Source organism: Streptomyces sp. NPDC055749, from assembly GCF_053617235.1.
In genome coordinates this window covers 42,538-64,015 of the sequence record NZ_JBSHFH010000035.1, presented here as the reverse complement: position 1 = coordinate 64,015, position 21,478 = coordinate 42,538, and the positions used below count along the sequence as shown (strand labels likewise).

Sequence of the window (21,478 nt, the reverse complement as noted above, 5' to 3'; positions counted from 1 at the left end):
TTCCAGGATAGGCAGGGATTCGCCCCCGTGAAACCCGCCCTGTAGCCATTAACCAGTCCGGACCGCCATGTCGGTTCGTCTGCTGAGGCGTAGATTCCCCGACGTCCGATCCGTCATGCCGAATGGTGTCACCCGATCATACGGGGCCGGAGCGCTGATCGGGGTCCCGGAGCCGTACTCCGTCTGCAGCTGCGTTGCTGATCAGCCGCGCTTCTCGCCCAGAACGTGCAGCTGGGTCGCGACGGCGTGGAAGGACGGCAGTTCGGCCACGGCGGCCTCCAGCTTGAGGAGCGCCTCGACCGCGCCCGGTTCGGTGTCCACCAGGACGCCCGGTACGAGGTCGGCGAAGACCCGTACGCCATGGACCGCTCCGACCTCCATGCCTGCGGCGGCGACCAGCTCGGTGAGCTGGTCGGCGCTGAAGCGCCGGGGCACCGGGTCGCCGTCGCCCCAGCGGCCCGCCGGGTCGGTCAGGGCGTGCCGGGCCTCGGTGAAGTGACCGGCGAGCGCCCGCGCGAGGACGGCGCCGCCGAGTCCGGCGGCCAGCAGGCTGAGGGCGCCGGACGGGCGGAGCGCGTCGACCGCGTTCCGCACGCCCTCGGCGGGGTCGTCCACGTACTCCAGGACTCCGTGGCACAGGACCGCGTCGTAGCTGCCGCGCTCCACCACGTCGAACAGGCCGAGGATGTCTCCCTGGACCCCGTTGACCCGTTCGGCCATGCCGTCCTCGGCGGCACGGCGCTCCAGCGCGAAGAGCGCGTTGGGGCTGGGGTCGACGACGGTGACCCGGTGGCCGAGCCGGGCGACGGGCACCGCGAAGTTTCCGGTGCCGCCACCGGTGTCCAGGACGTCCAGGGTGTCCCTGCCGGTCGCCTTGACCCGGCGGTCGAGAGCGTCCTTCAGGACCTCCCAGACCACGGCGGTACGGAGGGAGGCGCGGGGGCGCGGCTGGTCCGACACGGCAGTTGACTCCTCGGCACGGTGCCGCCACTGACGGCGGAGCGTGAACAGTGCAGGTGGTACGGGTCCGCCCACCCTATTGCCTCGCGCCGCCGCCCCGGTCACCCCGCTTCGGCCTGCCCGTTTCTCGGTTGGGGAAGCACCGGCTGGAGCACCAGCAGCCGCTCGACCAGCCGCAGGAACATGGCGGCGTCGCGCAGCAGATCGTCGGCGTCCCGGCTGGTGGCGGCGCCCGGTATGCCGGCTTCGGCGCGGGCCCTGCGCACGGCCCCTGAGGCGAACAGGGCGCTCCATTCGGTGAGCTCCGGGGCTATTTCCGGCAGGACCTCCCAGGCGCTGCGGATCCGCTCCCGGCGGCGCCTGCTGGTCTCGGGGCGGCCACGGGCCGCGAGCACGGCAGCCGCGGTGCGCAGCGCGGCCAGGTGGGCGGTGGCGTACCGCTCGTTCGGCACGTCGAGCACGGCGGCCTCGTCGAGGCCGCCGCGGGCCTTGGCGAGCAGATCGAGGGCGGCGGGCGGCGCCGTGGCCCGGCGCAGTACGGGGTGGACGTCGCTTGCCGGACCGGTCGGTGAGGGGGCAGGGCTGCCTGGGCGGCGCCGCGGGGCGGCTGCTGCGGACGAGCTGGCCATGACGAACCTCCTGTCGTCGTGTGACGGCTTCGTGGCCGTCTGTATCCATGGTGACGGTCACCACTGACAATTCCCCTCGATACGCCTCTGACCTGGCCTTTTGCTTCGATCGCGAGTTCGGGCTAAGTTTTTGCACTGACTGGTCAGTTCAAAAAGGGGAGAGTCTGTGGACAGCCCGCACGGGGCAGCTGTCAGAGCCGAGGACTTCGGGCTCGAGGGACCGCGCGGTTGGGCCTTCCGGGGGGTCGGTTTCACCGCCGGGCCCGGATCACTCCTCGCGATCGAGGGTCCGTCCGGCTCCGGGCGCACCTGTCTGCTCCTCGCGCTCACCGGCCGGATGCGCTCCACCGAGGGCCACGCCGAGACCGGCGGTCTGCGCCTGCCGGGCAAGCTCGCCGCGGTCCGCAGGATCAGCGCCCTGGGTCCGGTCCCCGGCGTGAGCGAGCTCGACCCCGCGTTCACCGTCGCCGAGCACCTGCGCGAGCGCGCCCTGCTCCAGCGCCGCTACGACGGCTCGCTGCGCACCCTGCTCCGCCCCCGCGCCGAACGCGCCGCCACCGCCCGGGCCCGTATCGACGCCGCGCTTGACGCGGCCGGACTCGATCCCGCCGCCCTGCCCAAGGCCGAACGGACCTCCGTACGCGATCTGGAGCGGCTGGAGGCGCTGCGCCTGTCCATCGCCCTCGCCCTGATCGGCCGCCCGCAGCTGCTCGCCGTGGACGACACCGACCTCAAGCTGTCCGACGCCGAGCGCGCCGAGGCCTGGGCACTGCTGCGCACCCTCGCCGACGACGGCACGACGGTGCTCGCCGTGTGCAGCGAGGCCCCCGAGGGCGCGCTCACCGTGCGCACCGGAACCACGACACCCACCGACACCACGACCGAGGAGGGGACGGCCGATGCGATCGCCGAAACTGGCAGCGCTTGAGCTGAAGCGGTTCGGCAGGGGGAAGCTGCCGCGTGCCGCTCTGGTGGCGCTCCTGCTGCTGCCCCTGCTGTACGGAGCCCTTTACCTGTGGTCGTTCTGGGACCCGTACGGGCGCCTCGACAGGATCCCCGTCGCGCTGGTCAACGACGACAAGGGGGCGTCCGTCTCGGGCAAGCGCCTCGCCGCCGGGGACGAGATCACCGGCAAGCTGCGCGACTCCAAGGTCTTCGAGTGGCACGAGGTGAGCTCCGTCGAGGCCGGCCGGGGTGTCGAGGACGGCACGTACTACCTCTCGCTGACCATGCCGTCCGACTTCAGCGAGCGGATCGCCTCCAGTTCGGGCGACTCCCCCGAGACGGGCGCCCTCCAGGTACGGACGAACGACGCGAACAACTACATCGTCGGGCAGATATCCCGCACGGTGTTCTCCGAGGTGCGCACGGCGGCGTCGACGAACGCCTCGCGCGGGTTCCTGGACCGGATCTTCATCTCGTTCTCCGGAATCCATGACGCCACGGAGAAGGCCGCGAAGGGGGCCGACGACCTCAAGGGCGGTATCTCCAAGGCCAAGAAGGGCTCCGAGAACCTCGCGAGCGGGCTCAAGGACACCAAGGCGGGCAGCGGTCGGCTGGCCGGCGGGATCACCAAACTGAACAAGGGCGCGGGCGACCTCGAAACCGGGTCGCGCCAGGTCGCGAACGGCACCCAGGCCCTCGCCGACAAGGTCAACGGCATCGCCGCCGACGTACGCCCGTTCCTCAAGGACAACGGCAAGGCGATCGGCGACACGGCCCGGCTGGTCGCCGACTCGTCGAAGACCGTGCGGGACAACCTCGATCTGCTGGTGGAGGCGGCGCCCACCGCGGCCACCGCCGCGCACACCGCGGCCGACGAGCTCGCCGAGGTCCACCGCACCCGCTGCGAGGACCAGTTGCTGCCCGACCCCGGCGTCTGCCCGCCGCTGAAGCGGGCCATGACGGCGACGGCCGACGTGGCGAAGGTCGCCGACGACGTGAACGTGCTCGTCAAGAACCAGGACGGTGACCTGAAGAAGCTGCGCGGCCAGCTGACGACGCTCCAGGGGCAGGCCGAAGCCCTCGCGAAGCGTTCGCCGCAGTTGGACACCGACCTGGAGTCCGCGGTCGCGAAGATCAACGCGCTCAACACGGGCGCCCACAAGGTCGCCAAGGGCGCCGACGCGCTCCACACCGGGCTGGGAACGGCGAAGACGGGCTCCTCGGACCTGGACACGGGTGTCGGCAGACTGAAGTCCGGCGCCACCGACCTGGACAGCGGCCTCTTCCGTCTCGGCGACGGTTCGGCGACCCTCGCCCAGGGACTGAACGACGGCGTCGGGAAGATCCCCGACTACTCCGAGAAGGACCGGGACGCGCGTACGGGCGTCATGGCCGATCCCGTTCAGCTGGCGTCCAAGTCCCTGCACACGGCCCCGAACTACGGCACCGGATTCGCCCCGTACTTCATCCCGCTCTCCCTCTGGGTCGGCGCGATGGTGGCGTACATGCTGATCCAGCCGCTCAACAGGCGGGCGCTCGCCGCCGGGGCCTCCGCCTGGCGCATCGCCTTCGCCGGCTGGCTGCCGGTCGTCGCGATCGGTGTGCTCCAGGTCGCCGCGCTGATGTCCGTACTGCACTGGGGACTCGGTCTCCAGATGGCGCACCCCGCCGCGACGATCGGCTTCCTGGCCCTGGTGACCTGCTGCTTCGCGGCGATCGTGCAGTGGCTCAACGCCCGCTTCGGAGCGGCGGGACGCATCCTCGTCCTCGCGGTGCTGATGCTCCAGCTGACCTCGGCGGGCGGAACGTACCCCGTCCAGACCAGCCCCGGCTTCTTCGGCGCGATCCATCCCTTCCTGCCGATGAGCTACATCGTCGAGGGGCTGCGCCGGCTGATCACCGGCGGCGGCCTCGGACCTGTCTGGCACGCCTGCGCGGTCCTGGCTGCGTTCACCGCGGGCGCGCTGGCGCTGACAGCCGTGTCCGCACGGCGCAAGCAGGTGTGGACCCTGGACCGCCTGCATCCGGAGCTGAGTCTGTGAGCGCGCACGGACCTGTGAGAATCGACCGCATGGAAAGCAGTAGCACCACGCGCCGCCAGGCCACCCGGCAGAAGCTCTACGAGGCGGCGGTGACCCTCATCGCCGAGAAGGGGTTCTCCGCCACCACGGTGGACGAGATCGCCGAGCGCGCCGGGGTCGCCAAGGGCACGGTCTACTACAACTTCAAGAGCAAGACCGAGCTCTTCGAGGAGCTGTTGCGGCACGGCGTCGGGCTGCTCACGGCTTCGCTGCGCTCCGCGTCCGAGGAGACCGAGGCGCGCGGCGGCACCCGGGTGGAGGCCCTGGACGCGATGATCCGGGCGGGCCTGGTCTTCATCGACCGGTATCCGGCCTTCACCCAGCTGTACGTCGCCGAGCTCTGGCGCACCAACCGCGCCTGGCAGGCGACCCTCCTGGTGGTGCGCCAGGAGGCCGTGGCCGTCGTCGAAGGGGTGCTCAGGGAAGGTGTCCGCAACGGCGAGCTGAGCGAGGAGATCGACATTCCGCTGACCGCCGCGGCGCTCGTCGGGATGGTGCTGGTGGCGGCGCTCGACTGGCAGGCGTTCCAGCCGGAGCGGTCGATAGACGATGTGCACTCGGCGCTGTCCCTGCTGCTGCACGGGCGGGTCAGCGGACGGCGCTGAGCGGACCCGGACACGAAGACGCCGGTCCGGTGGAGTTCGATCCCCCTCGAACTCCACCGGACCGGCGTTTTCCGTGCTGCCGGAGAACCCTCCCCCGTGACCCCCGTGTTCCCCCGTGGCCGCGGGTCCTCCGCCGTGCACCCCCGTTCCGTCCGGGACATCCGCGCCGTTCCGCCGCCCCGTGTCGGCGGTCCTGGCGCCGTGCCCCTTCCGTGCTCCACACTCTGCCGTCCGCGCAGGTCAGGGCCTATCCGTGCGCCTACTCATCTCTCTCACTAGGTACGGATACTCAGGGCTGCGCACGCAACCCCACCCGGGCCGGACCCCGGCTGGTTACGATCGCGTCCGTGTCCGTACTCCCCCTGGTGTTCACGAGTGGCTGGGCGAGCGGGATCAACGCCTACGCGGTGGTCCTGTTGCTCGGCGTCTTCGGCGCGACCGGTCTCACCGACGAGGTGCCCGCCGCGTTGCAGCGCACCGATGTCCTCGTGGTGGCCGGTGTGCTGTTCCTGTGCGAGGCGGTGGCGGACAAGATCCCGTACGTGGACTCGGCCTGGGACTCGGTGCACACCGTCGTCCGGCCGCTGTCCGGGGCCGTCGTCGCCGCGCTGCTGGCCGGCGAGAGCGGTTCACTGCCGGAGCTCGCGGCCGGGGCCGTCGGCGGTTCCACCGCACTGATGAGCCATCTGGTGAAGGCGGGCACCAGGATGGCGGTCAACACCTCCCCCGAGCCGTTCAGCAACATCGCGGTGAGCACGGCCGAGGACCTGGGTGTCGCCGGGATCATCACCTTCGCCATGTTCCATCCGGTGGCCGCCGCTTCCATCGCCGCGACGCTGCTGGTCCTCGGGATGGTGATACTCGTCTTCCTGGCCTCGCGGATCCGCCGGTTCCTGCGCCGCAGGGCCCAGCGGCGCGAGGAGAAACGCCTGGCGGAAAGCGTCCTGCACCGGCCTCCCGAGTGAGGTGTCAGTGGCACCGTTTAGGGTCACTGACATGGCACGAATTGCGGTGATCGGCGCCGGGACGGGCGCGATGGCGGCGGCGGCCCGGCTGGCCGTGGCAGGCCACCGGGTGACGGTGTACGAGCGGTCAGCGACATACGGCGGCTCGGTCGGCCGGTATGCCCGTGACGGCTTCGCATTCGACACCGGGCCCGCCCTGCTGCACCTGCCCGCCGTCTACCGCGATCTGTTCGTGAAGACCGGCAAGGAGCCCCTGGAGCAGTGCGTCACGCTGACCCAGGTGGACCCGGCGAGCCGGCATCTCTTCGCGGACGGCACGGCGGTGTCGCTGCCCAACGCTTCCCGGGCCGGCGCCGTCGCCGCTCTGGACGAGGCGCTCGGGGCGGGCGCAGGTGGCAGCTGGGGCGCGTTCCTGGACCGGGCGGGTGACGCCTGGGACCGCTCGCGGCGCCCCCTGCTGGAGGAGCCGCTGCGTCCCGACTGGCAGGTCCTCGGGCGCGATCCCTATCCCGCGGTCAGGCAGCGCAGGCTCCTGCGGTCCCCCCGGCAGGCGGGGACGGTCGCGGAGATCGGTGCCTGGGAGCTGGCCGACCCCCGGCTGGCGGCGCTGCTCGACGGGTACGCCCTGTCGTACGGGCTGGACCCGCGCAGCGCCCCGGCGGGCGCCGCCCTCATTCCGTACATGCAGGAGACCTTCGGCAGCTGGTATGTCACCGGGGGCATGCGGGCGCTGGCCCAGGCGGTGTACGAGCGGTGCCTGGCGCGGCGGGTGACCTTCGTCTTCGGGGCCGAGGTCGTCCGGATCATCGAGAAGGACGGCCGGGCGGCGGGCGTCGAGCTGGCGGGCGGGGAGAGCGCCGAGGCCGATCATGTGGTGCTGGCCGCGCAGCCGCGTGCGGAGCTGGTGCCCGGTCAGGCGCTGTGGCAGGACGGGGACGTGGCGGCGCAGCCGCGCCCGGGGAGCGGTCCGGTGCCGGGCCGGTTCGTGGTTCTGCTGTCGTTGCGCGGCGCCCGGGAGCCGGGTGCGGTGCACCGGACCGTGGTGCACGGAGCGGACGGGGAGGCGGAGCGGGATGCCGTGTTCGGCGGCCGGCTCGCCGGGCGGCCGACCGTGACGGTGATGCGGCCGGACGATCCGTCGACCCGCCCGGACGACGCGCACGAGGCGGTGACCCTGATGGTGACGGTGGCCCCGCACGGCCCGGTCGACTGGACGGACGCCGCGCTGCGAGAGCGGTACGCGGACACGGTCATCGGCGTGGCCTGCGCCGCCGTGCCCGGCCTGCGGGAGCGGGTGATCCACGCGGAGGTGCGGACCCCCGCCGAGACCGCGGCGGACACCGGCGCCGAGGGCGGCTCGGTGCCCGCGCCCGCGCTGGCCGGGGCCGGTGGCGCCTGGCTGCACCCGGGAAACCGCACCCGGCTGCCCGGCCTGTATCTGGCGGGCGGCTGGTCGCATCCCGGCGGCGGACTGGCGCACGCCGGGATGTCGGGGGCGCTGGTCGCCGGACTCGTCGTGGAGGGTGACGGCTTCCGCGGTTCGCGCTGAGCGACGGGCCCCGAAGGGGCCGTCAGTAGCGGTAGGGCTCGTTCTGACCGGTGTCGTAGCCGTTGCCGTAAGGGGCGGGCTGTACGGGCTCCTGCTGCGGCATCGGGGGGTACTGCTCGGCCTCGCGCTGCTGCGGAACCCAGACCCCTCCCGGAGGGGTCTCCTGGCCGTACTGCTGCGGGTAGGGCTCGGCGTACTGCTGCTGGCCGCCGTAGCTGTCGTAACCGTTGCCGTAGCTGTCGTACGAGCCGTACGGCGCGGAGCCGCCGGTGGTGCCGGTCCCGATGTACGGGTCGGAGTACGCCGCGTAGCTCTGCTGGCCGGTCCCGTAGTCGTACTGCCCGGCGTAGGTGTCCTGGCCCGGGGACGTGCCCTGCGTCGCGTAGCCGTCCTGCCCGGTGTAGGCGTCCTGGGCGGGCTGGGTGTAGTCGGGGTACGGCGCGTAGGCGTCGTACTGGGCCTCGCCCTGCTCCGTACGGCTCCCGCCGCCGGGCGCGGCGGCGTAGGCGGCCTCGGTGTACACGCCGTACTGCCCGGTGTCGTCCGGCAGCGGCTCCGGTGCGTAGACCGCGGCAGGGGTCTCCGGTTCGGCCCGGTACTCCAGGTCGGAGACTTCCAGGGTCGGCTCCCTGGTCTCGGCCCGCTCGCCTCCGCCGCGGCGACGGCGGCTCTCGCCGGGGCTGCCTCCTATGGCCCAGCCCGTGGAGAAGCCCCGCCTAAAGGAGAGCGTCACATAGGTCTGGCCGGTCGCGAAGGCGATCGCGCCGAGGGCGATCACCAGCACGGACGGGATCAACACGCCTATGACCACCCCGAGGAAGCCACCGAAGGCGAGCAGCCTCCAGCGCAGCCGTGCCTTGTACTGCAGCAGCACCTCACCGAGCAGCCACAGTGCCACGATGCCGAATGCGATGTAGAGGACCGTCCAGCCCACGCCCGCCCCCTCCTACGGCCACCGCCCCGGTTGGTGGCGGGTACGGCCGGTCAGGACTGCTTGTGCAGTCCGAGATTCTCGTAGATCTCGAGCGTTGCCGTCGAGTTGTTGAGCGTAATGAAGTGCAGTCCGGGGACACCCTCGGAGAGCAACCTCGCGCAGAACTCCGTTGCGAACTCGATGCCAATGGAGCGTACAGCGGCGGGATCGTCCTTGGCGGCGAGGATGCGTTCTTTCAACGAGGAAGGGAAAGATGCGTTGCTGAGCTGGGCGAATCTTTCCAGTTGCCTGGCACTGGTGAGCGGCATCACCTCGGGAATGATGGGCGTTTCGCAACCCGCCGCAACCACACGGTCACGCATCCGCAGATAGTCCTCCGAGTTGAAGAACATCTGCGTGATCGCATAATCGGCGCCGGCACGGCACTTGTCCACGAAATGACCGATGTCGGTGTCCCAGTCGGCCGAGCGCGGGTGCATTTCGGGAAAGGCGGCGACACCGACACAGAAATCGCCGGACTCCTTGATGAGCCTGACGAGGTCGGCCGCGTACCGCACACCCTGCGGGTGCTTGACCCACTCGCCCATCGGGTCGCCGGGCGGATCTCCGCGCACGGCGAGGATGTTCCGGATTCCGGCGTCCGCGTACTGCCCGACCATGTTGCGCAGTTCCGCGATCGAGTGGTCGACGGCGGTGAGGTGCGCGACGGGCGTGAGCGTGGAGTCCTCGGCGATCTGCTGCGTCGCCCTGACCGTCCCGGAGCGGGTGGAACCACCGGCTCCGTACGTCACGGAGACGAAGCTCGGGGCGACCGCCTCGACCCGGCGCAGCGCATTCCAGAGGTTCCGCTCACCCTTTTCCGTCTTGGGCGCCCAGAACTCGAACGAGTACGAGGTCTTGCCGGTCGCGAGCAGCTCACGCACGGTGCGCGCGTGATCTGTCCTGGTGGAGGGTGTGCCAAGGGCCATACTGGGAGGTTAACCAGGGCTGAGCGGTACCCCAACCAGATCAGTGCAATTTGCCCGAATTGAAGGGGTTGTTGTCCACCCTTCGGACAACAACCCGGACAGCGCCCCCGGCAACACCCCGGGACAACGCCCTGCTCAGCTGGTGCGCGCCCTGATGCGCTCGGCGAGGTGAGCGGTGGCCGCGGCCGGATCATCGGCCTCGGTGATCGCCCGTACGACGACGACCCGGCGGGCGCCCGCGTCCAGCACCTCGTCCAGATTGCCGGCGTCGATCCCGCCGATGGCGAACCAGGGGCGCGGCTGGGCGAGCGAGGCCGCGTACCGCACGAGGCCGAGGCCCGGTGCGTAGCGGCCGGGCTTGGTGGGGGTGGGCCAGCAGGGGCCCGTGCAGAAGTAGTCCACGCCGGGCTCGGCGACCGCGGCGTCCACCTCGGACTCGGCATGGGTGGAGCGGCCGATCACCACGTCCTGGCCGATGACAGCCCGGGCGGCGGGCACCGGCAGGTCTCCCTGCCCGAGGTGCAGCACGTCGGAGCCGATGGCGTGGGCGACATCGGCGCGGTCGTTCACCGCGAGGAGCTTCCCGTGGCGCTTGCAGGCATCGGCGAACACCGCGAGATGTTCGAGCTCCTCCCCGGCCTCCATGCCCTTGTCGCGCAGCTGGACGATGTCCACGCCGGAGCTGAGAACGGCGTCCAGGAACGCGGGGAGGTCGCCCTGCCGCCTGCGTGCGTCCGTGCACAGATAGAGCCGGGCGTCGGACAGCGGCGTGCGAGGCGTGGACATGGTGAATTCCCCCGTCGGTACGGCGGGGTGCGGGCCGTGTGGCACGGCCCGCACTCCGTGTGCGGTTGTCTCGGTCAGACGGCGAGCGCCTGCGCGCGACGCTTCACCTCCGTACCGCGATTCTCACTCAGCGCCTGCGCGGGGGTACCGGGCAGGGTCGCGTCGGGAGTGAAGAGCCACTCCAGCATCTCTTCGTCCTTGTAGCCGTCGTCCCTCAGGAGTGTCAGGGTCCCCGCGAGGCCCTTGACCACCTTGTCGCCGTCGATGAAGGCGGCAGGCACCTGGAGTGCCCGGTTCTCACCACGTCGTACGGCGATGAGCTGGCCTTCCTTGACCAGCTGTCGCACGCGCGTCACCTCGATATCGAGCATTTCCGCGATGTCGGGGAGGTGGAGCCAGGCAGGGACGAGAGCATCGATCTTTGCGTCAATCTCGGTCACAAGGACAAGCGTGCCATCCCGGACTGACAGTCGGTAGCCGGGCCGACCGTAAGGGGGTCACGAGGTGGTGTCGGAGTTCCCCTGTTTCGCCGATTTCAGCGGTACGGAGGGGTCGGCGGCCCGCTCCGGGTCCACACGGGCGCCCGATTCGATGAGCTTGCGACCCTGGGCCAGATCGCGCGGACGGCCTACGGCCAGTACGGCGACCAGGACTCCTTCGCGCAGCCAGCACACGGACCAGGCGGCTTGTGCCGGGTCGCCGCGCCACAGCAGGGTGTCGGCGCCCGCGTGGTGGCCTGCGTACTGCACAAAGCGGTCGAACTGCTCGGACCAGAAGTACGGCACCGGGTCGTACGGCTGCGGCTGCCCGTCGCCGTCGGCTGCGGTGATGGCGGCGGCGACGGTCCGCGGCCCCTGGAGCGCGTTGTCCCAGTGGTGGACGAGCAGGCGTTCGCCGTAGCGGGCGGAGGGGAAGGAGGCACAGTCCCCGACCGCGTACACGTCGGGCAGTGAGCTGCGCAGCATGCTGTCCGCGGTGACCGAGCCGTCCGGGCCGAGTGCGATGCCGGATCCGGCCAGCCAGCGGGTGGCGGGGCGGGCGCCGATGCCCACGACCACCGCTCCGGCGGGGATCGCACGGCCGTCCGCCAGGACGACGGCGCCGGGCTCGACCCGGGCCACCCGGGCGCCGGTGAGCAGTTCGGCGCCGCTCTGCGCGTACCACTGGGCCATGGGGGCTGCCACCTCCGCGGGCAGGGCGCCCGCGAGGGGCCGCCCGGCCGCCTCGACGACGGTGACCGCGCAGCCGGCGGCGCGGGCCGCGGTGGCGAACTCCGCTCCGATCCAGCCCGCTCCGACGACCACGATGTCGTGCTGCCGCTCCAGGACGGGCCGCAGCCGTGCCGCGTCGTCGAGGGTGCGCAGGAGGTGGACGCCGGGGACTCCCTCGGAGCCCGGCAGCATGATCGGTTCCGCGCCGGTGGCGACGACCAGGGTGCCGTACGGAACGGGGCCGTCCGGAGTGTCCAGTTCGTGCGCCCCGGGGCGCAGCCCCGTCACGTCAAGACCGAGACGCAGAGTGATGTCCAGCGCCTCGAAGTCGACGTCGAAGGCGGAGTCCTCGGCCTTGCCGAGGAGGACCGCCTTGGAGAGCGGCGGCCGGTCGTACGGCTGATGCGGTTCGGCGCCGATCAGCGTGACGGGCCCGGTGAAGCCCCGTTCGCGCAGGGCCACCGCGGTCTGGACGCCGGCCATGCCCGCCCCCACGACCACGACGTGGCGTGTCCGCTGCCCGGCCGTCTGCTGTTCCGTCTGCTCGCTCACCCGTCCACCATAAACAACTGACGGTCCGTCAGGAAGATAGTTCTTCCGGACGCTCGTCCCGCCACGGGTGACGGGGTTTAGGGTGGCCAACGTAAAAGACTCGCGGGAGCCCGGACGCACCGGGCTGAGAGGGAGGCTGGGCGGCCTCCGACCGTACGAACCTGATCCGGGTCATGCCGGCGAAGGGAGGGGCTGGAAGCCCATGCGTGCTCAACGGAACGGATGCGACGTCCTCGTCATCGGGGGCGGCATCATCGGCCTTGTGACCGCCTGGCGGGCGGCGCAACGCGGCCTGCGTACGGCGGTGGCCGACCCCGAGCCGGGCGGCGGGGCCGCCGGAGTGGCGGCCGGAATGCTGGCCGCGGTCACCGAACTCCACTACGGCGAGGAGACACTGCTCGGTCTCAATGTCGCGTCCGCCGCCCGCTATCCGGCGTTCGCGGCGGAGCTGGAGGAGGCGAGCGGACAGGAGATCGGCTTCCGCGCCTGCGGCACCCTGGCCGTGGCGCTCGACTCCGACGACCGGGCGCATCTGCGCGAACTGCACGCCTTGCAGCAGCGTTCGGGGCTGGAGTCCGAGTGGCTCACCGGCCGCGAGTGCCGCCGTCTTGAGCCGATGCTGGCGCCCGGCGTACGCGGCGGGCTGCGCGTCGACGGCGACCACCAGGTCGATCCGCGACGGCTGGCCGCCGCCCTGCTGACCGCCTGCGAACGCGCCGGGGTGGTCTTCCACCGGGCCTGGACGCAGCGGCTGTCGGTGGTCCGCGACCGCGCCACCGGAGCGGTGCTCGCGGACGGTACGGAGATCGGCGCCGACCGGGTCGTCCTCGCCGCGGGCAGCCTCAGCGGCCGGCTCGCGGGGCTGCCCGACGAGGTCGTGCCGCCGGTCCGCCCGGTCAAGGGCCAGGTGCTCCGGCTGACCGTGCCGCCCGCGTACGCCCCCTTCCTGAGCAGGACGGTGCGTGCCGTGGTCCGCGGCAGCCACCTGTACCTCGTACCCCGGGAGAACGGCGAACTGGTCGTCGGCGCCACCAGCGAGGAGCTGGGCTGGGACACCACCGTCACGGCGGGCGGGGTGTACGAGCTGCTGCGCGACGCGCACGAGCTGGTGCCCGGCATCACCGAACTGCCGCTCACCGAAACGCGGGCGGGCCTGCGCCCTGCCTCTCCCGACAACGCGCCGCTGCTGGGTCCGACGGCCCTGCCCGGCCTCCATCTCGCCACCGGCCACCATCGCAACGGGGTCCTGCTGACCCCCGTCACCGGCGACGTGATGGCCCATGTGCTGACCACCGGCGACCTGCCGGAAGTGGCCCGCCCGTTCACTCCGAGCCGTTTCGCCCCCTCCCCCTCTCCCGCCGCAGCCCCCGTGCCTCAGGAGCAGCCCGCATGACCGAGCATTCGTCAGACCCCGTTCTGATCTCCGTGAACGGGGAACCCCGGAGCGTCCCCCACGCGACCCCGCTGGACACCCTCGTGGCGACGCTCACCGTCTCGCACTCCGGAGTGGCCGCCGCCGTCAACGAGGCCGTCGTACCGCGCAGCCAGTGGTCCTCCACCGCGCTCGCCGACGGCGACCGCGTCGAGGTCCTCACCGCCGTCCAGGGAGGCTGAACCGATGTCCGACGATCTCTTCACTCTCGCCGATACGCCCTTCTCGTCCCGGCTGATCATGGGTACGGGCGGCGCTCCGAGCCTGGAGGTCCTGGAGCGCTCCCTGATCGCCTCCGGCACCGAGCTGACCACGGTGGCCATGCGCCGGCTGGACCCGACCGTGCAGGGCTCGGTCCTCTCCGTCCTGGAACGGCTCTCCATCCGCGTCCTGCCGAACACGGCGGGCTGCTTCACCGCGGGCGAGGCCGTGCTGACCGCCCGGCTGGCCCGGGAGGCGCTGGGAACCGACTGGATCAAGCTGGAGGTCGTGGCGGACGAGCGCACGCTGCTGCCCGACCCGATCGAGCTGCTGGACGCCGCCGAGATCCTCGTGGACGACGGATTCACCGTCCTGCCGTACACCAACGACGATCCGGTGCTGGCCCGGAAGCTGGAGGACGTGGGGTGCGCGGCGATCATGCCGCTCGGCTCCCCCATCGGCTCCGGTCTCGGCATCCGCAATCCGCACAACTTCCAGCTGATCGTCGAGCGGGCCGGGGTGCCGGTGATCCTGGACGCGGGTGCCGGGACCGCTTCGGACGCGGCGCTCGCCATGGAGCTGGGCTGCGCCGCGGTGATGCTGGCGTCGGCGGTGACCAGGGCGCAGGAGCCGGAGCTGATGGCGGGCGCGATGAGGCACGCGGTGGAGGGCGGGCGCCTCGCGTTCCGGGCGGGCCGGATTCCGCGCCGTCACTTCGCGGAGGCCTCGTCCCCCGGCGAGGGACGGGCCGTGCTGGACCCGGAGCGTCCGGCGTTCTAGCCGTGTCCCTGTCGGGGGCCCGGGGCGTGTCCCTGTCACGGCTCGGCTGCAGTAGCGCCCCGGAGCTGCCCGGACCGTCCGGCGTGTCAGCGGTGGCTCGTAGACTCGGTGCGTGGATACGACCCTCCAGGACCCCATGATCGGGCAGCTGCTCGACGGCCGCTATCGCGTGGACGCGCGGATCGCCGTCGGCGGCATGGCCACGGTCTACCGGGCCATGGACACCCGGCTGGACCGGGTGCTCGCGCTCAAGGTGATGCACCCGGCACTCGCGACCGACGCCTCGTTCGTCGAGCGCTTCATCCGCGAGGCCAAGTCCGTGGCCAGGCTCGCGCACCCCAATGTCGTCGCGGTCTTCGACCAGGGCGCCCAGGGGGCGTACGTCTACCTGGCGATGGAGTACGTCGCGGGGTGCACTCTGCGTGACGTGCTGCGCGAGCGCGGGGCCCTCCAGCCCCGGGCCGCGCTGGACATCATGGAGCCGGTCCTCGCCGCTCTCGGCGCCGCGCACCGCGCGGGCTTCGTGCACCGCGACATGAAGCCGGAGAACGTCCTGATAGGGGACGACGGCCGGGTGAAGGTCGCCGACTTCGGGCTCGTACGGGCCGTGGGCACCGTCACCGAGACCACCGGATCGCTCCTGGGCACCGTGTCGTATCTCGCACCCGAACAGATCGAGCACGGCACGGCCGACACCCGGGCCGATGTGTACGCGTGCGGTGTCGTGCTCTACGAGATGCTGACCGGCGGCAAGCCGCACACCGGGGACACCGCGGCCCAGGTCATCTACCAGCACCTCAACGAGGACGTCCCGGCCCCTTCCGCGGTGGTCCCTGGGCTCCCGGTGGAGCTGGACGGTCTGGTGGCGAGCGCCACCGCCCGTAACCCCGAGGTGCGTCCGCAGGACGCGGTGGTGCTGCTGGCCGAGGCGCGCGAGTGCCGGGCCGCCCTCACCGACGAGCAGCTCGACGCGTTGCCCCCGCAGGCGCGCAGCGAGGAGCACGACGCCGCCGACGACCGTACGAGCGTGATTCCGCGCGTACTCCCGCCGGGCCAGGGCACCACCCATCACACCAGTCGCCTGGAGATGCCGCCGCCGCTGCCGCCGCGGAGGACCGGGGCGGGCCGGCGCGGCCTCCTCGCGGGCCCCCGGCGCGGGATGGCCGCCGCGCTCGCCGCCGTCCTGCTGGTGCTGGGCGTCGGCGCGGGTGTCTGGTACATCAACTCCGGACAGTTCACCCGGGTCCCCTCGCTGCTGGGCCAGACCCAGAAGTCGGCCGAGCAGCGGCTTCAGGACGCCGGTCTCGACGTGAAGGGGATCGACCGCGCCTACAGCGACACCGCCGCCCGCGGCACGGTGCTGAGCAGCGACCCGGGTTCGGGCGAGCGCATCCGTGGGAACGGCTCTGTGCGGCTCGTCGTCTCCCGGGGGCCCGAGATGGTGGATGTCCCGGGTGTCGAGGGCATCACTCTCGCCGATGCCAGACGTGCGCTGAAGGAAGCGGGTCTGGTGCCCGGGATGGTGACCCGGGAGTTCAGCGAGGACGTGGCGCGGGGCGAAGTGGTCCGTACGGACCCCGTGGCCGGCACCGAGCGCCACTCCGAATCGGCGGTCGCCCTGGTGGTCAGCAAGGGCATCCCGGTCGACGTTCCCGATGTCACCGGCCTCTCTGCCGAGGAGGCCACGGCCGCGCTGGAGGAGGAGGGCCTGAAGGCCGAGATCCTGCCCGGCCGGGTGAATTCCGCCGAGGCCGCGGGCGACATCGCCGAGCAGACTCCGGCGGAGGGCGCGGAGGCGGCCGAGGGCGACTCCGTCGAGCTGACGGTCTCCAAGGGGCCGCGGATGCTCGACGTCCCGGACGTCACGGGCAAGGACGTCGACGAGGCCAGGAGCACACTGGAAGCGGCGGGGTTCGAGGTCGATGTCGACCGGCCGTTCCTGTCCTTCAGCGACACCATCGAGAAGCAGTCCGTCGACGGCGGCGAGCAGGCCCCCGAGGGCTCCACGATCACGATCAGGACCAAGGGACTGTAGATCCACATGCGAAACCCGGTAGGCGCGCACGTCCCGGTGGCGGGCGGCCTCGCCAAGGTCGGCCTCGACTACGCACGCGAGCTGGCGGCCGAGGCCGTACAGGTCTTCGCCGCCAATCCGCGCGGCTGGGCGACTCCGCCCGGCAATCCGGCGCAGGACGAGCTGTTCCGCGCGGAGTGCGCGGCCGGGTCGGTCCCGGCGTACGTCCACGCGCCGTATCTGATCAATTTCGGCTCGCACACCGAGGCCACGGTCGAGCGGTCCGTGGAGTCGCTGCGCCACTCCCTGCGCAGGGCCAGGGAGATCGGTGCGCTGGGCGTCGTGGTGCACACGGGTTCGGCGACGGGCGGGCGTCCCCGCGCGGAGGCCCTGGCGCAGGTGCGTACGTACATGAGGCCGCTGCTGGACGAGCTGACGCATGACGACGACCCGTATCTGCTGCTGGAGTCGACGGCGGGGCAGGGCTTCTCGCTCTGCTCGCGGACCTGGGACTTCGGCCCGTACTTCGAGGCGCTGGACTCCCATCCCAAGCTGGGCATCTGCCTGGACACCTGCCACATCTACGCGGCGGGGCACGATCTGACCGGCCCATCGGGTATGCGTCAGACCCTCGATCTGCTGGTGGACACGGTTGGCGAGGGCCGGCTGAAGCTGATCCACGCCAATGACTCCAAGGACGTGGTGGGGGCGCACAAGGACCGGCACGAGAACATCGGGGCGGGTCATATCGGGGCGGAGCCGTTCCGTGAGCTGTTCTCCCACCCGGCGACCGACGGCGTGCCTCTGATCATCGAGACGCCCGGCGGCAAGGCGGGGCATGCGGCGGATGTGGCGCGGCTGAAAGAGCTGCGGGGTCCCGTACCCGCTTGAGGAATACCCCTAGGGGGTATACGGTTTCTGCTGTCGGCAGGAACCGCTATCCGGCTTTGGGGGAACACCATGCAGCACGACCACCACACTCACGGGACCGAGCACGACCAGCACGCCGGACACGCCCATCACATGGGCGGTACGGACGGCAAGGTCAGCTGGGCGATGGCCGCCAAGGCCACCCTGCACTGCCTCACCGGCTGCGCCATCGGCGAGGTCCTCGGCATGGTGATCGGCACCGCGCTCGGCTGGGGCAATGTGCAGACGATGGTGCTCGCGATCACCCTGGCGTTCTTCTTCGGTTACGCGCTGACCCTGCGCAGCATCCTCAAGGCCGGCGTCGGCTTCCGTACGGCCTTCCGGGTCGCGCTCGCCGCGGACACGCTCTCGATCGCCGTGATGGAGCTGATCGACAACGGCATCATCGCTCTGTGGCCCGGCGCCATGGACGCCCATCTGGCGGATGCGATGTTCTGGATCGTTCTGGCCATCGCACTGGCCGCCGCCTTCGTCATCACGGTGCCGGTCAACAAGTGGATGATCGGCCGCGGCAAGGGCCACGCCGTGGTGCACCAGTACCACCACTGAGCCCCGGAACCACTGGGGCTCAGGGCCTCACCGCTAGAGCTCGGGGCCGTCCCCGGGCTCTTCCTGGTAGGAGTAGCGCTGCTCGCTCCACGGGTCGCCGATGTTGTGATAGCCGCGCTCCTCCCAGAAGCCGCGGCGGTCGGCGGTCATGTACTCGATGCCCCGGACCCACTTGGGGCCCTTCCAGGCGTACAGATGGGGCACGACCAGCCGCACGGGGAAGCCGTGTTCGGCGGTGAGCAGTTCACCGTCCTTGTGGGTGGCAAACACAGTTCGGTCCGAGGCGAAGTCGGCCAGGCGGAGATTCGAACTGAATCCGTACTCGGCCCAGACCATCACGTGGGTGACATTGGGCGCGGGCGGCGCGAGTTCCACGACCGTACGCGCGAGAACCCCGCCCCATTCGGCGCCGACCATGCTGAATTTCGTCACGCAGTGCAGATCCGCTACGACCGAGGAGAACGGCAGTTCCGTGAACTCCTGGTGATTCCAGCAGCGTTTCTCGCCGTCCGCGGTGGCTCCGAAGACCCTGAACTCCCAGCGGTCGGGCTTGAACTTGGGAACGGGCCCGTAGTGGGTGACGGGCCAGCCGCGCTGCAGGCGCTGCCCCGGCGGAAGCTCGGACTGCCCTGATTCGCTGTATTCCCGGCTTTCCGGCTGACCCATGCCTCCATGGTGACAGACAGCCAGGGGTGGTCATGACCAGGGCAGAGTCGATTCGGGCAACTCGTACTAAGCGTGCACTTACTGGACGACCGGGAAGCGCAGTGCGAGGATGCGGCCAACTTGCCCAGTACACCGGTTGGAAGGAGCCTCTGCGATGCAGGGCGACCCCGAGGTCCTCGAGTTCCTGAACGAACAGCTGACCGCCGAACTGACTGCCATCAACCAGTATTTCCTGCATGCAAAGATGCAGGACAACTTCGGCTGGACGAAGCTCGCCAAGTACACCAGGGCAGAGTCGTTCGACGAGATGAAGCACGCCGAGGTCTTGACCGACCGCATTCTGTTTCTCGACGGCCTGCCCAATTACCAGCGGCTTTTCCATGTACGGGTCGGCCAGACGGTCACCGAGATGTTCCAGGCCGACCGACAGGTCGAGGTGGAGGCGATCGACCGCCTCAAGCGGGGCATCGAGCTGATGCGCAACAAGGGCGACATCACGTCCGCAAATATCTTTGAGTCCATCCTGGCGGACGAGGAACACCACATCGACTATCTCGACACCCAGCTGGAACTGGTGGAGAAACTCGGCGAGGCGCTCTACATCGCGCAGCTCATCGAGCAGCCCGAGAGCTGAGCCAGGGCTCAGGCGGCGTCGGAGAGCCTGATCTCCGGCGAACCGGCGGCGACGGGCGTCGCGCCGACGGGACCGGCCAGCGGCTCCTGCTTCTGGTCGAGCAGCTCGCGGCGCGGGCAGTCGCCCCGCCCCAGCAGGGCCTGAATCCTTCGGACGCAGCCACCGCAGTCCGTACCGGCCTTGCAGGCGGAGGCTATCTGCCGGGGCGTGCAGGCACCGGCGTCCGCATGCTTCTTGACCTGCTGTTCCGTGACTCCGAAACACGAGCAGACGTACATGCGGTTCACCTCCCACCGGGGTCGATCGCTGCGCCGCCCCGATCTTTTCGGTGAGGCTAACCTAACCTTACCCGCCGCCACCAGTGGGTAAAAGCCCCGGAACGCCTGTGGGGCACGGATCACATCGATCCGTGCCCCACAGGCGTACTGTCCGGTGATTCCTACTGGTCGCGGTACATCTCGGCGACCAGGAACGCCAGGTCGAGGGACTGGCTGCGGTTGAGCCGGGGGTCGCAGGCCGTCTCGTAACGCTGGTGCAGGTCGTCCACGAAGATCTCGTGGCCGCCGCCGACGCACTCGGTGACATCGTCACCGGTGAGCTCGACGTGGATACCGCCCGGGTGCGTCCCCAGGCCCTTGTGGACCTCGAAGAAGCCCTTGACCTCGTCGAGGACGTCGTCGAAGCGGCGGGTCTTGTGGCCGGACGCGGCCTCGAAGGTGTTGCCGTGCATCGGGTCCGTCACCCACGCCACGGTGGCGCCGGAGGCGGTGACCTTCTCGACGAGCTCGGGGAGCTTGTCGCGGACCTTGTCGGCGCCCATACGGACGATGAAGGTCAGCCGGCCCGGCTCGCGGTCGGGGTCGAGGCGGTCGATGTATCCGAGCGCGTCGTCGACGGTGGTCGTCGGGCCGAGCTTGATGCCGATCGGGTTGCTGATCTTCGAGGCGAACTCGATGTGCGCGCCGTCCATCTGGCGGGTGCGCTCACCGATCCACACCATGTGGCCCGAGGTGTCGTACAGCTTGCCGGTGCGCGAGTCGGTGCGCGTCAGCGACGACTCGTAGTCCAGCAGCAGGGCCTCGTGCGAGGCGTAGAACTCGACCGCCTTGAACTCGGCCGGGTCCGTGCCGCACGCCTTCATGAAGTTCAGCGCGTTGTCGATCTCGCGGGCCAGGGCCTCGTAGCGCTGGCCGGAGGGCGACGACTTCACGAAGTCCTGGTTCCAGGCGTGCACCTGGCGCAGGTCGGCGTAACCGCCGGTGGTGAAGGCACGCACCAGGTTCAGCGTGGAAGCGGACGCGTGGTACATCTGCTTCAGCCGCTGGGGGTCCGGGATGCGGGCGGCCTCGGTGAAGTCGAAGCCGTTGACGGAGTCGCCGCGGTAGGTCGGCAGGGTCACGCCGTCGCGGGTCTCGGTCGACTTGGAACGCGGCTTGGAGTACTGACCGGCGATCCGGCCGATCTTCACGACGGGCACGGAGGCCGCGTAGGTGAGGACGGCGCTCATCTGGAGCAACGTCTTCAGTTTGGCTCGGATGTGCTCGGCCGACACGGCGTCGAACGCCTCGGCGCAGTCGCCGCCCTGCAGCAGGAACGCCTCGCCCTTGGCGACGGCTCCCATGCGGGCACGCAGCTGGTCGCACTCGCCGGCAAAGACGAGAGGCGGATACGACTCGAGGTCCGCGAGCACATCGCGCAGGGCCTCGGAGTCGGGGTACTCGGGCTGCTGCGCCGCGGGAAGGTCTCGCCAGGTCGCCTTGTCGGCGACGCTTTGGGATTCAGCTTTCACGATCACACAGCAAGACTACGGGGTCACCGCTCGCCGTCCGGCACACGCTCGCCTGGTGAGACAGACCGTCCGAAGTCGCCCCGGTGAAAGGCCTGCGCCACGGGGCGCGACGAGAGCCGCGGCCGGTTCCCATGCGCTACGATCCACCGCATGTTCGCGCAGACAAACCAGAACTGGTGGTGGACCGCTCATCCGGCGGCCCGCTGACTCATCGCGCGTACACACTTCGCGAAGGCCGCCCGAGGGGCGGCCTTCTCTGCGTTTCGGAGCCGTTCCTCCTCCTCATCGGAAGGAACAC

At 70.7% G+C, this 21,478-nt stretch carries 23 protein-coding genes and 1 riboswitch; of the genes, 13 read left to right on the top strand and 10 right to left on the bottom strand.

Translation table 11 applies throughout. The features are described from left to right. Window positions 1-201: 201 nt before the first annotated feature. Window positions 202-960 (bottom strand): class I SAM-dependent methyltransferase, encoded by a 759-nt coding sequence (locus ACWGO0_RS24635; protein WP_453538938.1) that lies wholly within the window; start codon window positions 958-960, stop codon window positions 202-204. A 101-nt stretch (window positions 961-1,061) separates the two neighbouring features. Further along, the gene (locus ACWGO0_RS24630; RefSeq protein WP_453538936.1) at window positions 1,062-1,589 is read right to left on the bottom strand and encodes an SAV_6107 family HEPN domain-containing protein; all 528 of its coding nucleotides are present in this window, start codon (window positions 1,587-1,589) and stop codon (window positions 1,062-1,064) included. Window positions 1,590-1,755: 166 nt separating this feature from the next. Between ACWGO0_RS24630 and ACWGO0_RS24625 the strand changes: the two genes are divergently transcribed. The 5 genes from ACWGO0_RS24625 (at window position 1,756) to ACWGO0_RS24605 (ending at window position 7,734) form a co-directional block, all read left to right on the top strand. After that, a complete protein-coding gene (locus ACWGO0_RS24625; protein ID WP_453538933.1) occupies window positions 1,756-2,517 on the top strand; it encodes an ATP-binding cassette domain-containing protein in 762 nt (253 codons plus the stop codon). After that, window positions 2,489-4,576: a YhgE/Pip family protein gene (locus tag ACWGO0_RS24620; protein WP_453538930.1), complete on the top strand. Its 2,088-nt coding sequence runs from the start codon at window positions 2,489-2,491 to the stop codon at window positions 4,574-4,576. The genes ACWGO0_RS24625 and ACWGO0_RS24620 overlap by 29 nt, the downstream gene beginning before the upstream one ends. Before the next feature lie 29 nt (window positions 4,577-4,605). Beyond that, on the top strand, window positions 4,606-5,220 hold the full coding sequence (locus ACWGO0_RS24615; RefSeq protein ID WP_453538927.1) for a TetR/AcrR family transcriptional regulator: 615 nt from the start codon (window positions 4,606-4,608) through the stop codon (window positions 5,218-5,220). A gap of 347 nt (window positions 5,221-5,567) precedes the next feature. Continuing rightward, a complete protein-coding gene (locus ACWGO0_RS24610) occupies window positions 5,568-6,185 on the top strand; it encodes a DUF4126 domain-containing protein (RefSeq protein ID WP_453538924.1) in 618 nt (205 codons plus the stop codon). A 31-nt stretch (window positions 6,186-6,216) separates the two neighbouring features. Next, complete coding sequence (locus tag ACWGO0_RS24605) at window positions 6,217-7,734, top strand: phytoene desaturase family protein (RefSeq protein WP_453538922.1); 1,518 nt, start codon at window positions 6,217-6,219, stop codon at window positions 7,732-7,734. A gap of 22 nt (window positions 7,735-7,756) precedes the next feature. On the opposite strand, the gene ACWGO0_RS24600 is transcribed toward ACWGO0_RS24605, so the two are convergent. The 5 genes from ACWGO0_RS24600 to ACWGO0_RS24580 all read right to left on the bottom strand — a co-directional run bounded on the left by ACWGO0_RS24600 (window position 7,757) and on the right by ACWGO0_RS24580 (window position 12,185). Further along, window positions 7,757-8,668, bottom strand: coding sequence for a hypothetical protein (locus tag ACWGO0_RS24600; RefSeq protein ID WP_453538920.1), 912 nt, complete (start codon window positions 8,666-8,668; stop codon window positions 7,757-7,759). 50 nt (window positions 8,669-8,718) lie between these two features. Further along, window positions 8,719-9,636, bottom strand: coding sequence for a methylenetetrahydrofolate reductase [NAD(P)H] (gene metF, locus ACWGO0_RS24595; RefSeq protein WP_453538917.1), 918 nt, complete (start codon window positions 9,634-9,636; stop codon window positions 8,719-8,721). A gap of 135 nt (window positions 9,637-9,771) precedes the next feature. Continuing rightward, the gene (gene thiE, locus ACWGO0_RS24590; protein WP_453538914.1) at window positions 9,772-10,422 is read right to left on the bottom strand and encodes a thiamine phosphate synthase; all 651 of its coding nucleotides are present in this window, start codon (window positions 10,420-10,422) and stop codon (window positions 9,772-9,774) included. A gap of 74 nt (window positions 10,423-10,496) precedes the next feature. Beyond that, a complete protein-coding gene (locus ACWGO0_RS24585; RefSeq protein ID WP_453538911.1) occupies window positions 10,497-10,862 on the bottom strand; it encodes an Rv2175c family DNA-binding protein in 366 nt (121 codons plus the stop codon). A gap of 57 nt (window positions 10,863-10,919) precedes the next feature. Further along, complete coding sequence (locus ACWGO0_RS24580) at window positions 10,920-12,185, bottom strand: NAD(P)/FAD-dependent oxidoreductase (RefSeq protein ID WP_453538908.1); 1,266 nt, start codon at window positions 12,183-12,185, stop codon at window positions 10,920-10,922. Window positions 12,186-12,277: 92 nt separating this feature from the next. Beyond that, a riboswitch (TPP riboswitch) is annotated at window positions 12,278-12,390 on the top strand. Between ACWGO0_RS24580 and thiO the strand changes: the two genes are divergently transcribed. The 6 genes from thiO to ACWGO0_RS24550 all read left to right on the top strand — a co-directional run bounded on the left by thiO (window position 12,388) and on the right by ACWGO0_RS24550 (window position 18,091). Then, window positions 12,388-13,578 carry a glycine oxidase ThiO gene (thiO, locus tag ACWGO0_RS24575; protein ID WP_453538905.1) on the top strand — a complete coding sequence of 397 codons (1,191 nt, stop codon included), beginning with the start codon at window positions 12,388-12,390 and terminating at the stop codon, window positions 13,576-13,578. It overlaps the preceding riboswitch by 3 nt. Then, window positions 13,575-13,799: a sulfur carrier protein ThiS gene (thiS, locus tag ACWGO0_RS24570; protein WP_453538902.1), complete on the top strand. Its 225-nt coding sequence runs from the start codon at window positions 13,575-13,577 to the stop codon at window positions 13,797-13,799. Before thiO ends, thiS begins: the two co-directional genes overlap by 4 nt. A 4-nt stretch (window positions 13,800-13,803) precedes the next feature. After that, a complete protein-coding gene (locus tag ACWGO0_RS24565) occupies window positions 13,804-14,598 on the top strand; it encodes a thiazole synthase (RefSeq protein WP_453538899.1) in 795 nt (264 codons plus the stop codon). Window positions 14,599-14,710: 112 nt separating this feature from the next. Next, window positions 14,711-16,633, top strand: coding sequence for a Stk1 family PASTA domain-containing Ser/Thr kinase (gene pknB / locus ACWGO0_RS24560; protein ID WP_453538896.1), 1,923 nt, complete (start codon window positions 14,711-14,713; stop codon window positions 16,631-16,633). Between the two features lie 6 nt (window positions 16,634-16,639). Then, window positions 16,640-17,503: a deoxyribonuclease IV gene (locus tag ACWGO0_RS24555; RefSeq protein WP_453538893.1), complete on the top strand. Its 864-nt coding sequence runs from the start codon at window positions 16,640-16,642 to the stop codon at window positions 17,501-17,503. A gap of 69 nt (window positions 17,504-17,572) precedes the next feature. Further along, window positions 17,573-18,091, top strand: a complete 519-nt coding sequence (locus ACWGO0_RS24550; protein WP_453538891.1) for a DUF4396 domain-containing protein — start codon at window positions 17,573-17,575, stop codon at window positions 18,089-18,091. A gap of 33 nt (window positions 18,092-18,124) precedes the next feature. On the opposite strand, the gene ACWGO0_RS24545 is transcribed toward ACWGO0_RS24550, so the two are convergent. Beyond that, on the bottom strand, window positions 18,125-18,757 hold the full coding sequence (locus ACWGO0_RS24545; protein ID WP_453538888.1) for a sulfite oxidase-like oxidoreductase: 633 nt from the start codon (window positions 18,755-18,757) through the stop codon (window positions 18,125-18,127). Between the two features lie 154 nt (window positions 18,758-18,911). Here ACWGO0_RS24545 and bfr point away from each other — a divergent pair, with 154 nt between their 5' ends. Then, entirely contained in the window at window positions 18,912-19,391 is a 480-nt protein-coding gene (gene bfr, locus ACWGO0_RS24540) for a bacterioferritin (RefSeq protein WP_453538885.1), read from the top strand. A gap of 8 nt (window positions 19,392-19,399) precedes the next feature. Here the strand turns inward: bfr and ACWGO0_RS24535 are convergent, their stop codons facing one another. Next, window positions 19,400-19,669, bottom strand: a complete 270-nt coding sequence (locus tag ACWGO0_RS24535; protein WP_453538881.1) for a (2Fe-2S)-binding protein — start codon at window positions 19,667-19,669, stop codon at window positions 19,400-19,402. A 161-nt stretch (window positions 19,670-19,830) separates the two neighbouring features. Next, window positions 19,831-21,186 (bottom strand): class II 3-deoxy-7-phosphoheptulonate synthase, encoded by a 1,356-nt coding sequence (locus ACWGO0_RS24530; RefSeq protein WP_453538878.1) that lies wholly within the window; start codon window positions 21,184-21,186, stop codon window positions 19,831-19,833. A gap of 144 nt (window positions 21,187-21,330) precedes the next feature. Here ACWGO0_RS24530 and ACWGO0_RS24525 point away from each other — a divergent pair, with 144 nt between their 5' ends. After that, window positions 21,331-21,387, top strand: coding sequence for a trp operon leader peptide (locus tag ACWGO0_RS24525; RefSeq protein WP_443051579.1), 57 nt, complete (start codon window positions 21,331-21,333; stop codon window positions 21,385-21,387). The last annotated feature ends 91 nt before the right edge of the window (window positions 21,388-21,478 follow it).